The sequence below is a fragment of the Bacteroides caecigallinarum genome, assembly GCF_021531075.1.
Taxonomy (GTDB): domain Bacteria; phylum Bacteroidota; class Bacteroidia; order Bacteroidales; family Bacteroidaceae; genus Phocaeicola; species Phocaeicola caecigallinarum_B.
Genome location: NZ_JADYTJ010000005.1, coordinates 52581 through 68441, shown reverse-complemented (window position 1 = coordinate 68441; position 15861 = coordinate 52581). Strand labels below are relative to the sequence as shown.

Genomic DNA, 15861 nt, shown 5'->3' with positions numbered 1-15861 from the left:
TACATTCTTCTGGTGGCACCACTTACAACTCCAAAAGTCGTAAGGGAATCAGTCGTATGTATATATACCAAACATAAGATATAAGGATATAAAAGCAGAACGGGCTGTCGTACTTTACGGCAGCCCGTTCTGCTTTTTTGCATTTTCAGAAACAATTAAAACATTATCGATATGAAATCTTACCAAGTAAACGAAAAAGGTTATTACGGAGAATTCGGCGGAGCATACATCCCCGAAATACTCCACAGATGTGTAAGCGAACTTCAGGAAGCATACTCAAGAGTTCTTGAGGACGAAGGATTCAAGAAAGAATACGCACAGTTGCTGAAAGACTATGTGGGACGCCCTTCCCCACTCTATCTTGCAAAGCGACTTTCAGAGAAATACGGCTGCAAGATCTATCTGAAAAGAGAGGACCTGAACCACACGGGGGCCCACAAAATCAACAATGCCATAGGTCAGGTACTACTTGCCAAACGTATGGGAAAAACCAGAATCATTGCTGAAACAGGAGCCGGCCAGCATGGTGTGGCAACAGCAACGGTCTGTGCACTGATGGGAATGGAATGTGTAGTGTATATGGGTAAGACCGATGTGGAACGCCAGCACGTAAACGTGGAACGTATGAAGATGCTCGGTGCCACTGTCTGCCCGGTAACTTCCGGCAACATGACTCTGAAAGATGCCACAAACGAAGCCATACGCGACTGGTGTTGTCATCCTGCCGATACCTACTACGTGATAGGCTCTACAGTTGGTCCTCACCCCTATCCTGATATGGTGGCAAGACTTCAGTCTGTTATCAGCGAAGAAATCAAGAAGCAACTCATGGAGCAAGAAGGACGCGATTATCCTGATTATCTGATGGCATGTGTAGGCGGAGGAAGTAATGCTGCTGGAACGATATTCCATTATCTTGATGATGAGAGAGTGAAAATTGTACTTGCCGAAGCAGGCGGACTAGGACTGAACAGCGGTATGTCGGCTGCCACAATCCAGCTGGGTAAAATAGGTATCATTCACGGATTCAAGACTCTGGTGATGCAGGATGCCAACGGACAGATACTCGAACCATACTCCATATCAGCAGGCCTGGACTATCCGGGAATAGGTCCTATGCACGCCAATCTGGCTAAAGAACATCGTGCCACAGTATTGGCTATAAACGATGACGAAGCAATCAAGGCCGCCTATGAGCTTACGCTTCTGGAAGGCATTATACCAGCCCTGGAATCGGCACATGCCTTGGGAGCTTTAGAGAAAATGAACTTCAAGCCTACGGATATTGTTGTACTTACAGTGTCGGGAAGAGGTGATAAGGACATTGAAACTTATTTGAAGTATAAGGGTTTCTAGTTATTAGTTGTTAGTTATTAGTTGTTAGTTATTAGTTGTTAGTTTTTAGTTGTTGGTTTTTAGAATCATCAGGACGGTAACCTTGTCAACTCGTAACTGAAACCTCGTCAACTCCCAATTATTAATTTTAATTATCCAAAGATGAATACAAAATACAAATACACCACCATCCACAAATCAATATTGGGCGATCTTCACACCCCGGTAAGCACATATCTGAAAGTACGCGACCTTTTCCCTCAGAGTGTACTGATGGAAAGTTCGGACTATCACGGAACGGAAAACAACAAATCATTCATCGGCCTCAACCCGATAGCAAGCATAAGTGTCAATCACGGGAAAGCCATCGCCAATTACCCAGACGGAACTACAGAAGAAATTTCTGTAAATAGTAAGGAAAGCGTGGAAAATGCCATAAATACTTTCCTCGGACATTTCGGGATAGAAGGTGAATATTCGTCATACTGCGGAGTATATGGCTATACCACTTTCAATGCAGTACGCTATTTCGAAAACATAGACGTTCAGGACAGTATCGACGAGAAGAACGACGCGCCTGAGATTTTATACATATTATATAAGTATCTCATCGTTTTCCACGGATTCAAGAGCGAGATGGTACTGCTCGAATTGCAGTCACCAGGTGAACCGAGCCATATAGACGAGATAGAAAAAGCCATCAACAACCGCAATTTTACGGCATACGACTTCAGAGCAGTGGGAGAAACCACCAGCACACTGACCGATGATGAACATCGCGAGAACATACGCCGCGGTATAAGCCACTGTATGAGAGGCGACGTATTCCAGATTGTGATGTCAAGACGTTTCATACAGAGATACGAAGGCGATGACTTCAAACTATACCGTGCCTTGAGAAGCATCAACCCGTCGCCATACTTATTCTATTTCGACTTCGGAGGATTCAGAATCTTCGGCTCGTCACCTGAAACACACTGCAAGATTGAGGACGGCATCGCAAGCATCGACCCGATAGCAGGAACCACCAAAAGGACAGGCAGCAAGGAAGCCGACCGCAAGGCAGCCGAGGCCCTGCTTGCCGACCCAAAGGAGAATGCCGAGCACGTCATGCTGGTGGATCTGGCAAGGAACGACCTGAGCCGCAACTGCCACGAAGTGAAAGTGGATTTCTACAAGGAGCCACAATATTACAGCCACGTTATACACCTCGTAAGCCGTGTGAGCGGAAAAGTAAATGCCGGAGCCGATGCCGTAAGTACATTCATCGACACCTTCCCGGCAGGAACACTGAGCGGAGCACCAAAAGTAATGGCAATGCAGCTTATCAGCAAGTACGAACCACACAACCGTGGCGTTTACGGAGGATGTATAGGTTTCATCAGCCTGGACGGGAAAAGTATTAATCAGGCAATAACGATACGGACATTCGTAAGCCGCAACAACGAGCTCTGGTTTCAGGCAGGAGGCGGTATAGTAGCAAAAAGCAATGTGGAAAACGAGCTTCAGGAAGTAAACAATAAGCTCGGAGCACTGAGAAAAGCCATTGAACTGGCGGAGAAATTATAATAAGTTGACAAGGCTTCAGTTACAAGGTAACAAGGCTCTCCATCCGGATGGTAGGAAACCTTGTCAACTCGTCACCTTCAAAAAAACATCAAATATGAAAATAGTAATCATAGACAACTACGACTCATTCACATACAATCTCAGCCACCTGATAAAGGAACTTGGCGCAGAAGTGACAGTACTCAGAAACGACTGTTTCAGTATGGAAGAACTCGAGGAGTTCGACAAGATACTCCTCTCCCCCGGCCCGGGAATACCAGAAGAGGCAGGACTACTTCTTGACGTGATACGCACCTACTCCGGCCGTAAACCAATACTCGGTGTATGTCTTGGCGAACAGGCCATAGGCGAAGCATTCGGAGGAAAGCTTATAAACCTGAAAGAAGTCTATCACGGCATACAGAGCAAAATCCGCATAACCAAAGATGATTATATCTTCAACGACCTTCCGGAAGAAATCCCTGTAGGGAGATATCACTCATGGGTGGTAGACAGGGATTCGCTCCCCGACTGTCTGGAAGTGACAGCCGTCAGTGCCGAAGGATACATAATGGCAATCCGACATAAGGAATACGATGTACGAGGCATTCAGTTCCACCCGGAATCGGTACTTACCCTCGACGGAAAGAAAATGATTGAGAACTGGATTTCCATATAATAAAGGTAACAAGGCTACAGTTACAAGTTGACAAGGTTCTCCATCCGGACGGTAACCTTGTCTATTCGTTAACTTGTCAACTCGTCAACTTAATAAAAACTGCTACAATGAAAGAAATACTTAAACGACTCTTCAATCATGAGGAACTTACACGCGAGGAAGCATGTTCGCTCATGAAAAACATAACGGGAGAGAAATACAACAACACCCAGATAGCATCACTCCTCACAGTGTTCCAGATGAGGGGTATAACAGTAGAAGAACTTATCGGTTTCCGTGAAGCACTACTCAGCACACGTGTCAATGTAGATTTGAACGAATACAAGCCAATTGACATAGTAGGTACGGGAGGCGACGGGAAAAATACATTCAACATATCCACATGTGCCTGCTTCGTGGTGGCAGGAGCCGGATACAAGGTAGCCAAACACGGCAACTACGGCAGCACATCAGTGAGCGGGGCCAGCAACGTGATGGAGGAACACGGAGTGAAATTCACCAACGACAATTCCCGCCTGAGAAAGTCGATGGAAGAATGCGGAATGGTTTATATGCACGCACCTCTCTTCAATCCGGCCATGAAGACAGTGGCATCCGTAAGAAAGGAACTCGGTGTGAGAAGCATTTTCAATCTGCTCGGTCCGCTTGTCAACCCTTGTATCCCTGCATACCAGTTGCTTGGAGTAGCCGACCTTACACTTATGCGCCTCTACACCAACACGCTGCAACGCCTTGGCATAGGGTTCGCCGTAGTAAACAATCTTGACGGATACGACGAAATATCCCTCACCGACGAGTTCAAGGTGATGACCAACCGCTATGAGACCATCTGCAAACCTTCCGACATCGGTTTCACAATAGCACGCCGCGAAGAACTCTACGGAGGAAATACCATCTGCGAGGCAGCAGAAATTTTCGACAATGTTCTGGACAACTGCGCCACAAAAGCACAAACCGAATGTGTACTGATAAACGCATCCTTCGCCATCCAAGCCATAGAACCGCAACTGCCCATAGAGGAATGTGTAGCCAAGGCACGCGAATCGCTCGAAAGCGGACGTGCGATGCAGACACTGAAGAAATTCATAGAGATAAACCAATAATCACTCCACCAGTATGAAAGAAGATATTCTCACACAGATAATAGCCAACAAGCGCATTGAAATCAGCCGACAAATGGAAGCCGTAAGTATGAAACAGCTTGAGACCATAGTTGCCATGCGTGAAACAAGAGAGCCTTTAAGTCTCAGCCATTCGATAATGTCATCACCCACCGGAATAATATCAGAATTCAAAAGACGTTCTCCTTCCAAAGGCTGGATAAACCGCGAAGCCGATGTCAGGCCTATAACCGGAGGATATGCCGAAGCCGGAGCAGCAGGATTGTCAGTGCTGACAGACACCGATTTCTTCGGAGGTAGCGAAGGCGACCTCCTCAAAGCCCGTCTTTCAGCTCCCTCCACCCCTATCCTGAGAAAGGATTTCATCATATCCGAATATCAGATATTGCAGTCCGTAGCCATTCAGGCAGATGCCATACTGCTGATAGCCGCCGCACTTGAAAAGAACGACTGCAAACGCCTGGCAGAAATGGCACACAGCTTCGGACTGGAAGTCTTACTGGAAGTACACTCTGAAAATGAACTGGGCTATGCATCGGACTGCATAGACCTCATCGGAGTGAACAACCGCAACTTAGGCAGTTTCCATACCGATGTGGAAAACTCATTCCGCCTTGCAGAGAAACTTCCAAAAGATATACCACACATATCGGAAAGCGGAATCTCAGGAGTTGACACCATTCTTGCACTCCGACAAGCAGGATACAACGGTTTTTTAATGGGAGAATCATTCATGAAGACAGAATATCCTGCAAATGCATTAAAAGCTCTCATTGAAAAACTGGAAAATGCTGTAAAGCAATGAAAACGCCACAGTTTAATTAGAGTGACACGAACGTGTGACGACAGTGACACGAACGTGTAACTATAGTAACACCCGGGTGTAACGATAGTGACACGAGCGTGTAACACCAATTTCATAAAGGAATTTTTACAAAATACAAAACATACAAATATGATTATCAAAGTATGTGGCATGAAATATGCCGACAATATCAAAGCATTGGACATTCTGAAACCGGACATGACAGGCTTCATCTTTCACCCATCATCTCCACGTTTCGTCAAAGTATTGCCGGACTATATGCCATCGTCATCACTCCGCGTCGGAGTTTTCGTGAACAGTGATACAGACTATATATTATATAAGGTGAAGGAGTTCGGTCTGGATATGGTTCAGCTACACGGCAGCGAAACACCGGAACAGTGTCACATTATACGTCATGAAGGCATAGACATAATAAAAGCCTTTTCGCTTAAAACTGACAATGCCGACTCCATAACATCGCCATACGAAGGACTATGCCGATACTACCTGTTCGACACTCCGTGCACAGGACACGGAGGATCCGGCAAGACATTCGACTGGAGACTCACACAGAGCTATCACGGCAAGACTCCATTCCTCCTCAGTGGTGGAATAAGGCCGGAAAGCCTGGAACATATTGCATCATTCCGCCATCCGGTGTTTGCAGGAATAGACATCAACAGCGGATTCGAGACTGAACCGGGACTGAAAGACACCGAATCAATCGCCAAATTCATAAAACAATTAAGGACACTATAAAAAACAGATACGACTATGGACAGAATAAACAAACTTTTCAGCAATAAGACACATGATATCCTATCAATCTATTTCTGTGCTGGCGCACCGAAAGCCGACAATACAGTGGAAGTAATAACCTCGCTCGAAAAGAACGGAGTGGATATGATTGAGATTGGAATACCTTTCAGCGACCCTCTGGCCGACGGTCCTGTGATTCAGAACGCGTCATGCCAGGCACTACGCAACGGCATGACACTGACAGGCCTGTTTGCACAACTGGAAGGTATCCGCAACAGCGCAAACATACCTCTCATTCTTATGGGATATCTAAACCCTATAATGCAATACGGCATAAATCATTTCTTCGAAAACTGCCAACAGACAGGCATTGATGGAGTAATCATCCCCGACCTGCCATTCGACGAGTATATGCAGACAATAAAACCAACAGCCGAAAAGTATGGCATCAAAGTGATAATGCTCATCACCCCCGAAACATCGGAAAAAAGAATACGCCTAATAGACGAAAATACCGAAGGATTTATCTACATGGTATCATCGGCTGCCGTCACCGGAGCACAGAAGGATTTCGACAGTCAAAAGCAGGAATACTTCAAACGGATAGAAAGCATGAACCTCCGCAACCCACGCATGATAGGTTTCGGAATTTCAAACCGACAGACATACGAGGCTGCAGCGACACACGCCGCCGGATGCATCATCGGAAGCCGATTTGTGACTCTGCTAAATGAAGAAAACGGAAACGCAGAAAAGGCAGTAAAAAGGCTCAAGGAGAATCTGGAAATCTTATAATATCATGACGACGTTTAAACAGTGGCAGAATACTGTTCAAACGTCGTTCTGGATTTACAAAGAAATATATTAGGACAACTTATATTTTAGTTTTTTTATAACATCATCACCCGTAAAACAGATAGTCATTTTGACTATCATAATAAACAATCTAGGCCGTACAATCCTTACAAATTGCTACTCAATTCATAGCGCGTCAATCATGTTAGCAAACTTTTAGTTGACAATAGAAAGTACGATTTTCAAAATTTAAATGATTAACATTTTTAAATAAGGCATAAAAATCCTATCTTTGCACCAATAACAAAGATACAGATACTGAATTATGATTAAACCGGATTACCCGTCAGTCCTGCTAATATATACTGGGGGAACTATAGGAATGATAGAAAATCCTGAAACAGGAGCCCTCGAAGCTTTCAATTTTGATCAATTACAGGAGAACGTTCCTGAACTGAAAAGATTTAACTATCGTATATCGTCTTATCAGTTTAACCCACCTATTGATTCATCGGACATGGAGCCTGCATTGTGGGCAAAAATGGTGAAAATAATAGATTATAACTACGACAATTTTGACGGATTTGTGATACTGCACGGTACAGACACTATGGCATACACAGCTTCGGCACTAAGTTTCATGCTTGAAAATCTGAGCAAGCCTGTCATCCTTACCGGTAGCCAGTTGCCAATAGGTGTTCTACGTACTGACGGAAAAGAAAACCTCATTACATCAATAGAAATAGCTGCGGCAAAACATCCGGACGGAACAGCTGTCGTACCTGAGGTCTGTATCTTCTTTGAAAACCATCTGCTAAGAGGCAACCGTACCACAAAAATCAATGCAGAGAATTTTAATGCTTTCCGTTCGTACAACTATCCTGCACTTGCCACTGCCGGAATACACATAAAATATGAGTATGACAAAATAAAGAAAGTAAAGCCGGGAGTACCAATGCATCCTCACTATGTGTTCGATACGAATGTACTTGTACTGACCATTTTCCCTGGAATACAGGAGAAACTGGTGCGCACCGTACTAAATACACCTGGGCTGAAAGCCGTAGTTCTGAAAACATACGGTTCAGGAAATGCACCTCAGAAAGAATGGTTCATAAAACTGCTAGCCGAGGCAACCAGCAAAGGAATAGTTATAGTTAATATCACACAATGCCAAACCGGAATGGTGGAAATGGGACGCTATGAAACAGGACTTCATCTACTCGATGCCGGAGTTATCAGTGGATACGACGCTACAGTGGAAAGTGTACTGACAAAACTTATGTTCCTTTTAGGTCACGACTTAAGCCCGCGAGAAATAAGAAATGAAATGAACCGCTCTATAGCTGGTGAGTTCACAAAAGCTAGATTGTAACATAATTGTAATATTTATTTCACACATCAGTAATAAAATCGCATCATCTTTGCACCTGAAAATAATATTGAATACATTTGTGAAACAATAAATAAAGGCATTATGAACGATTACAGAATTTTAGTCGTAGATGATGAAGAAGATTTGTGTGAAATCTTGAAATTCAATCTGGAAACCGAAGGCTATCTGGTAGACACTGCCAACTCGGCAGAGGAAGCATTGAAACTCGACCTAACTCAATATAACGTCCTTCTGCTGGATGTTATGATGGGTGAAATATCAGGGTTCAGAATGGCAAGCATGATGAAAAAGAATAAGGACACAGCAAATATCCCTATTATTTTCATCACTGCAAAAGATACAGAGAACGACACGCTTACAGGATTCAACCTTGGCGCAGACGACTATATTTCAAAACCATTCTCACTAAGGGAAGTCTTGGCACGAGTAAAGGCAGTCATACGTCGTACGGCAAACGTACAAAGCAAAAGCAATGACCAGCTGGTTTTCAGAGATATGGTAGTTGACTCCAGTAAGAAAAAAGTAGTAATACGCGGTGAGGAAATCTCACTGACCAAAAAAGAGTTTGAAATTCTGCTGCTTCTGCTTCAGAATCAGGGTCGTGTGTTTTCACGCGAAGACATACTCTCAAAAGTATGGCATGACGAAGTATATGTACTGGACCGCACTATCGACGTAAACATCACAAGGTTAAGAAAGAAAATAGGAGAATACGGCAAATACATTGTAACACGTCTGGGATATGGATATTGTTTCGAATGTGAATAATTAATCTTAAGCGTAAAAATGACAAAGTTTAATATACGTCTACTTACTTTCAGCCGTAAACTGTTCCTGTCTGTCATAACACTATTCGTAGCTTTTGCAGCATGTTTCATGCTGTTCCAATACCAGCGTGAAAAATCATACAAGACAGAACTGCTAAACACGCAATTACAAAATTACAACGAACAGATGTACGGATATATGGCCGATGCAGGTTCGCTGGATTCTCTGAAGAACTATATCATGACACACATGATACCTAATCTGCGTGTAACTATAATTACCCCGGAAGGCAAAGTAATATTCGATTCTACTGATAAAAAGCTTGAAGAATTTCAGAATCATTCTTCAAGAAAAGAAATTCAGGATGCACTTATGTACGGCAGCGGATATGCCATAAGCAGATTTTCCGAAAGCCTCAATGGTGAAGAATTCTTCTATTCTGCCAAATACTTTCCAAAACATCGTATCATTCTGCGTTCGGCACTTCCATACAACGTAAGCCTCACAGAACATCTTGAAGCAGACATGGGATATGTGTGGTTCACAATACTGATATGTATTGTACTGATGATTATTTTCTACAGGTTTACTTATAAATTGGGAAAATCCATAACCAATCTGCAACAATTTGCACTGAAAGCTGACAAAAATGAACCTATAGACATGGATATATTGCGCACCTTCCCAAAGAACGAACTGGGAGAAATATCGCAACATATCATTACAATCTATAAAAGACTCCATAGAGCAAAAGAAGCACTCTACATAGAAAGAGAAAAACTTATATCACACCTGCAAACATCACACGAAGGCCTTGGAGTCTTTACGAAAGAGAGAAAGGAAATACTGGTAAACAGTCTGTTTACACAATATATAAACAATATTTCAGACCGTAACTTAAGTTCTACTGACGAAATTTTCACAATTCCGGAACTTAAGCCCATAATAGAGTTTCTCAATAAAAATGAAGGAAACTACAGCAAAGAAGAAAAAAGAGTTACACATCATCTGAACAAAAACGCAAGAACGTTTACTATAGAATGTATTATATTCCAGGATTTGTCGTTCGAAATTTCCATAAACGACATAACTCAGGAAGAAGAACAGGCACGCCTGAAGAGGCATCTCACACAAAATATAGCACATGAACTGAAAACACCTGTGAGCAGTATCCAAGGTTATCTGGAAACGATTCTAAGCAATCCCAACATTCCAAAGGAAACTGTAAGAACATTCCTGGAAAGAAGCTATGCACAAAGTAACAGACTAACCACTCTACTGCGTGATATTTCTGTTCTGACCAGAATGGACGAAGCACCTGAAATGATGGAACGAGAAGCTGTAAACTTAAGTCTTGTAGTAGAAAATATTATAAATGAAGTAAACCTGGGACTGGAAGAAAAGCATATCAAGGTGATAAACCTTATGCCGCAGGCACTCATGATAAACGGTAACCACTCATTGCTGTATTCAATCTTCAGGAATCTTATGGACAATGCTATAGCATATGCCGGAACAAACATACATATCACCATAAACTGTTTCCGCGAGGATGATACGTTCTACTATTTCAGTTTCTCAGACTCCGGTATCGGTGTAGAAGAAGAGCACTTGACACGCCTGTTCGAACGATTCTACAGAGTAGACAAGGGACGCTCCAGAAAACTTGGTGGCACTGGTCTGGGACTTGCTATAGTAAAAAATGCTGTGCTATTCCACGGAGGAACAATATTTGCAAAAAATGCTCCTAACGGAGGATTGGAGTTTGTGTTTACTTTACAGAAATAAAAAATAAACGGGACTGCTCAACAGAAAATGGCAAGTTCCGTTTTTATGTATATATAATAATGTGGAAATCAATATAGGCAAAGAAAAAACATTTTGATAAGTAGAGTTTGCAAAATAACAAAATCACATAAAAATATTTATAAAATCAAACAAAAACTTTGCACAGTAAGGTTGCAAAAAAGAATAAAAGAAGTAAATTTGCGTTCGGAAAAGGCAAGTGTGCCTATCCAAGGTTTACGAAATAACTTATTTTTTTATTACCAATAAAAACGTAAAGAATATGACTTATTCACACGAAGTTGAACACATGTGTGTTGTAAAAAAAGGACCTAATCACGGTCCGGCTCCAATTCCTGAAGAAGGAAAATGGGTTAAATCAAAAGAAATCAAAGACATTTCAGGTTTAACTCACGGTATCGGTTGGTGTGCTCCTCAGCAGGGTGCTTGTAAACTGACTCTTAACGTGAAAGAAGGTATCATCCAGGAAGCATTGGTTGAAACAATCGGTTGCTCTGGTATGACTCACTCTGCAGCTATGGCTTCAGAAATCCTTCCAGGTAAGACAGTTCTTGAAGCATTGAACACAGACTTGGTTTGCGACGCTATCAATACTGCAATGCGTGAATTGTTCTTGCAGATTGTTTACGGACGTACTCAGTCAGCTTTCTCTGAAGGCGGTTTGATGATCGGTGCAGGTCTTGAAGACTTGGGTAAAGGTCTCCGTAGCCAGGTAGGTACATTGTACGGAACATTAGCTAAAGGTCCTCGTTACCTTGAAATGGCTGAAGGATATATCAAGACTATCGCTTTGGATGAAAACGATGAAATCTGCGGATACGAATTCGTTCACCTTGGCAAGTTCATGGATGAAATCAAGAAAGGTACAGACGCTAACGAAGCATTGAAGAAAGTAACAGGTACTTACGGACGCTTCACAGCAGAACAGGGTGCAGTTAAACACATTGATCCACGTCACGAATAATATAAGGAGGAAAGAACATTATGATTAGAGAAGTAAAATTTGAAAGCCAGGACCGTCGTATCAAACAGATTCTTGCTGCTTTGAACGAAAACGGTATCAAAGACATCGAAGAAGCTAACGCTATCTGCGAACAGTATGGTCTTGATCCTTATAAGACTTGTGAAGAAACTCAGCCTATCTGCTTCGAAAATGCTAAATGGGCATACGTTGTAGGTTGTGCAATCGCTTTGAAGAAAGGTTGCAAAAACGCTGCTGAAGCTGCTGAAGCTATCGGTATCGGTTTGCAGTCATTCTGTATCCCAGGTTCAGTAGCTGACGACCGTAAAGTAGGTCTTGGCCACGGTAACTTGGCTGCTATGTTGCTTCGCGAAGAAACTAAATGTTTCGCTTTCTTGGCAGGTCACGAATCATTCGCCGCTGCTGAAGGTGCTATCAAAATCGCTGCAAAAGCAGACAAAGTACGTAAAGAACCTCTCCGTTGTATCTTGAACGGTCTTGGAAAAGACGCTGCTCAGATCATCTCTCGTATCAACGGATTCACATACGTTCAGACTCAGTTCGACTACTACACTGGCGAATTGAAAGTAGTTCGTGAAATCGCTTACTCAAACGGTCCTCGTGCAAAAGTAAAATGCTACGGAGCTGACGATGTTCGCGAAGGTGTAGCTATCATGTGGAAAGAAGGCGTAGATGTATCAATCACTGGTAACTCTACTAACCCTACCCGTTTCCAGCACCCAGTAGCAGGTACTTACAAGAAAGAACGTGTTCTTGCTGGTAAGCCATACTTCTCAGTAGCTTCAGGTGGTGGTACAGGTCGTACACTTCACCCAGATAACATGGCTGCTGGTCCTGCTTCTTACGGTATGACAGATACTATGGGTCGTATGCACTCAGACGCTCAGTTCGCTGGATCTTCATCAGTTCCTGCTCACGTAGAAATGATGGGATTCCTGGGTATCGGTAACAACCCGATGGTAGGATGTACAGTTGCATGTGCAGTTGACGTTGCTACTGCTTTGAATAAGTAATCTATACTTAATCGAATATATAAACTCCTGTAATCTAAATGGTTGCAGGAGTTTTTTTGTCATTTGCCTTAACGTAAATGGAATGCAAATAAATACGCAAATTAGTCTAAAACCATAATTTATACTATCTTTGCAGCATAAATCATTGATAATCATGTGTGAATACGCTGAAATAGAAAAAATCAAACTATCCAACGGAAAGACCATCAAAGAAGTAAATGAAGAAGTACGCAAAGAAGTAGAGCGCATTTACTTGGAAGGATGGGCTAAAGGAATTTCCATTCCATTTTGGGATAAAGAAGGAAATTACTATTTAGCAAATCCAGATGGTAGTGAAGATTTGGTAAGCTATGATATAAATACAAGAAGCTATCAAATTATTTCACGAACTGCTGATAAAGGAAAAGGCAGATATGCTTATTTATTAAATAAATAAAGGAATGGAAGCACGTCCAGAATTTACAGTCATAGCAGGTCCTAACGGAGCTGGGAAAAGTAGATTATCCCCTTATTACATTCACTGCAAATCTTTTGATGGCGATTTACTTGCACTCAACTTACGTAAAGAACATCCAGAATGGGAAGAACGGTGGATTGGTGGTACAGTAGCCGGCGAGTTACAAAAACAGAAAGAAAATGCAATTTCATTACATAAAGATTTTGCCTTTGAGACCAATTTTTCCAATGACCTTATCTTAAAAAATCAGCAAAACATGAAGTAACAAATCACAGCATTAAGTGGTTTAATATGTTCTTTGCGGAAGCTTTTAAAGAATTGAAATAGTAGTAATTCAGTTCATTTATGACTAATTCACGACCATTTTACAATACATCTATTGCACTTCCAATGCAATAAATAAATTTTTAAGAATATCATGCCGAAATCAAGCCCTATACAGATAAGCATAAAATTAAGACTTAAAATAATTATATTTTCCACTATTTGTATCCTGTTGACATGTCAGGCACAAGAAAACATTCTTCCAGCCATACAGCAGCAGGAACAGATATTAAAACGCAATCCGAAAGATGTACAAGTATTAAAAGAACTTTGTTTTTTGTATTTACACAAAGCTGATTACCGCAAAGTAATAGAGTATGGGGAAGAATTATTTCGTATAGGATATGAAGAACAAGATTATGAATATAGCTTGCTGTATGCACATATCGCATTAGGGCAAGCATACGTCATGTTAGGTGATTCGAGCGCAATAAATCATCTCGGACAAGCATCTTTGCTGGGAAAAAGCGCAAATAACTATTCGGCTTTATGTTCCGTTTATAACGGAATGGGGTTATATGCCAGTAACATTAACAAAGACTATTATTCTGCCCTGCATTATTTCTTTAAAGGAATAGAAGCGGCCCACAAAAGTGAAAACAGTGAACTTGAAGCTATTCTGCTGGGAAATATCTCCAGTATTTATTTTTTACAAAACAATCCTGAGGGCCTGACTTATGCACTGCAAACTTACGAAATGGGGCATAAACAAAATTCAGCCTATCTTATATTTATCGGTTCATTAAACACTTCATATATGTATTATCTGCGTAAGGAATATGATAAAGCTTTACCGTATATAAAGGAAGCCGAATTTATCATGAACCAGAACGAGTATTACAATCAAGGGAATGTGTACGCAATATACGGCATGATAGAATTTGCTAAAGGTAATAAAAAACAGGCGATTGAATATTACAGGAAAGGATTATCGCTGAATACTATGAACCAGACCTCATACAAAGTAATTTTACTGAATGAATATGCGATAGCATTAAAGGAAGATGGAAATAATAAGCAAGCTGTAGACTTACTTCTAAAAGCCTTATCACTCACAAAAGAAGAGAACTGTGCGGTATATAGAAACCAAGTAATCAATACATTGTCTGTCTGTTATGAAAACATGGGACAGTATGCCGAAGCACTTGCCTGGCAACGAAAGTTACAGCAGGAAACAGACAGTATATTCAATATCGATAAAGAAAAAATGCTGAGTGAACTTCGCATAAAGTACGATACAGAACGTCAGGCAAATGAAATTCGGGAAGGGAAACTTGTTTTGCTACAGAAAGAAAAAAAGGAACAAGCCCTTTTTAGCGTCCTTATAGTGATTCTGATTGTCACCTTTACGTTATGGCTTATGTATAGGAGGAAAAACATTTTATATACCAGTATCGTGCGACAGCATCAGGAATCAATCCGCAAGGAAGAACATCTCAAAGCCATAATTAATTCCTTACAGCAGGAACATATAAATACAGCAGCAAGTGTAACTTCTTCTACCAATGAAAAGTATGCGGCCTCTTCATTGAGTAATGAAAAGAAAACTTTACTGTTTCAACGACTGGAAAAACTAATGCAGGAACAAAAGGTATATAAAGAAAACTTATTGACAAAAGAGCGTGTTGCCGACTTACTTGAAACAAACCGCACTTATCTGTCGCAAATAATCAATGAGCAAACACAACAGAATTTTACGCAATACGTCAACAGTTATCGAATTCAGGAGGCTATCCGTTTGCTTAGCGATCCTAAAAATGATATACCATTAAAGGCCGTAGCTTCTGAAGTGGGATTTAATTCCATGAGCACATTCTATAAAATTTTTCAGGATATTGTAGGGATTCCACCAAAACAATATCGCAATAAGGTTATTACCATGCATAAAAAAGAAGGATGAAAAACGTTTTAACAAAAAATCTTCTCCTAAAGTAACAATTGTCGAATTTGAACGCGTATTTAGTATCAATATTATATCTTTTTTTTACATTTTTGCACATGAGCAAAATTAAAGTTTAAATCTATAACCTTAAAAAAAAGATATAAGTATGGAGAAAGTAGCATTACATG

Annotated in this window: 15 protein-coding genes; all 15 read left to right on the top strand. The window is 41.4% G+C overall.

Going from position 1 to position 15861, the window contains the following annotated elements; genetic code table 11:
• Positions 1–171: 171 nt before the first annotated feature.
• The 15 genes from trpB (at position 172) to I6E11_RS02520 (ending at position 15691) form a co-directional block, all read left to right on the top strand.
• Positions 172–1356: a tryptophan synthase subunit beta gene (gene trpB, locus I6E11_RS02590; RefSeq protein WP_235336255.1), complete on the top strand. Its 1185-nt coding sequence runs from the start codon at positions 172–174 to the stop codon at positions 1354–1356.
• Positions 1357–1497: 141 nt separating this feature from the next.
• Positions 1498–2904, top strand: a complete 1407-nt coding sequence (locus I6E11_RS02585; protein ID WP_235336254.1) for an anthranilate synthase component I family protein — start codon at positions 1498–1500, stop codon at positions 2902–2904.
• Positions 2905–2998: 94 nt separating this feature from the next.
• Entirely contained in the window at positions 2999–3562 is a 564-nt protein-coding gene (locus I6E11_RS02580) for an anthranilate synthase component II (RefSeq protein ID WP_235336253.1), read from the top strand.
• Between the two features lie 107 nt (positions 3563–3669).
• A complete protein-coding gene (gene trpD / locus I6E11_RS02575; RefSeq protein ID WP_235336252.1) occupies positions 3670–4665 on the top strand; it encodes an anthranilate phosphoribosyltransferase in 996 nt (331 codons plus the stop codon).
• Between the two features lie 13 nt (positions 4666–4678).
• Positions 4679–5488, top strand: coding sequence for an indole-3-glycerol phosphate synthase TrpC (gene trpC, locus I6E11_RS02570; protein WP_235336251.1), 810 nt, complete (start codon positions 4679–4681; stop codon positions 5486–5488).
• 150 nt (positions 5489–5638) lie between these two features.
• Positions 5639–6250, top strand: coding sequence for a phosphoribosylanthranilate isomerase (locus tag I6E11_RS02565; RefSeq protein ID WP_235336250.1), 612 nt, complete (start codon positions 5639–5641; stop codon positions 6248–6250).
• Positions 6251–6265: 15 nt separating this feature from the next.
• Entirely contained in the window at positions 6266–7045 is a 780-nt protein-coding gene (gene trpA / locus I6E11_RS02560) for a tryptophan synthase subunit alpha (protein WP_235336249.1), read from the top strand.
• A 325-nt stretch (positions 7046–7370) separates the two neighbouring features.
• Complete coding sequence (locus tag I6E11_RS02555; protein WP_235336248.1) at positions 7371–8420, top strand: asparaginase; 1050 nt, start codon at positions 7371–7373, stop codon at positions 8418–8420.
• A 102-nt stretch (positions 8421–8522) separates the two neighbouring features.
• Positions 8523–9209 (top strand): two-component system response regulator PhoB, encoded by a 687-nt coding sequence (locus I6E11_RS02550; RefSeq protein ID WP_235336247.1) that lies wholly within the window; start codon positions 8523–8525, stop codon positions 9207–9209.
• Positions 9210–9227: 18 nt separating this feature from the next.
• A complete protein-coding gene (locus I6E11_RS02545; protein ID WP_235336246.1) occupies positions 9228–10997 on the top strand; it encodes a two-component system sensor histidine kinase PhoR in 1770 nt (589 codons plus the stop codon).
• A gap of 280 nt (positions 10998–11277) precedes the next feature.
• Positions 11278–11979: an iron-sulfur cluster assembly scaffold protein gene (locus I6E11_RS02540; RefSeq protein WP_154044054.1), complete on the top strand. Its 702-nt coding sequence runs from the start codon at positions 11278–11280 to the stop codon at positions 11977–11979.
• 20 nt (positions 11980–11999) lie between these two features.
• Positions 12000–13010, top strand: a complete 1011-nt coding sequence (locus tag I6E11_RS02535) for a GGGtGRT protein (RefSeq protein ID WP_022125481.1) — start codon at positions 12000–12002, stop codon at positions 13008–13010.
• Positions 13011–13164: 154 nt separating this feature from the next.
• Positions 13165–13446 carry a xenobiotic reductase B gene (locus tag I6E11_RS02530; RefSeq protein ID WP_154044056.1) on the top strand — a complete coding sequence of 94 codons (282 nt, stop codon included), beginning with the start codon at positions 13165–13167 and terminating at the stop codon, positions 13444–13446.
• A 4-nt stretch (positions 13447–13450) separates the two neighbouring features.
• Positions 13451–13732, top strand: a complete 282-nt coding sequence (locus I6E11_RS02525; protein WP_235326613.1) for a hypothetical protein — start codon at positions 13451–13453, stop codon at positions 13730–13732.
• 153 nt (positions 13733–13885) lie between these two features.
• Positions 13886–15691 (top strand): AraC family transcriptional regulator, encoded by a 1806-nt coding sequence (locus I6E11_RS02520; protein ID WP_235336244.1) that lies wholly within the window; start codon positions 13886–13888, stop codon positions 15689–15691.
• The last annotated feature ends 170 nt before the right edge of the window (positions 15692–15861 follow it).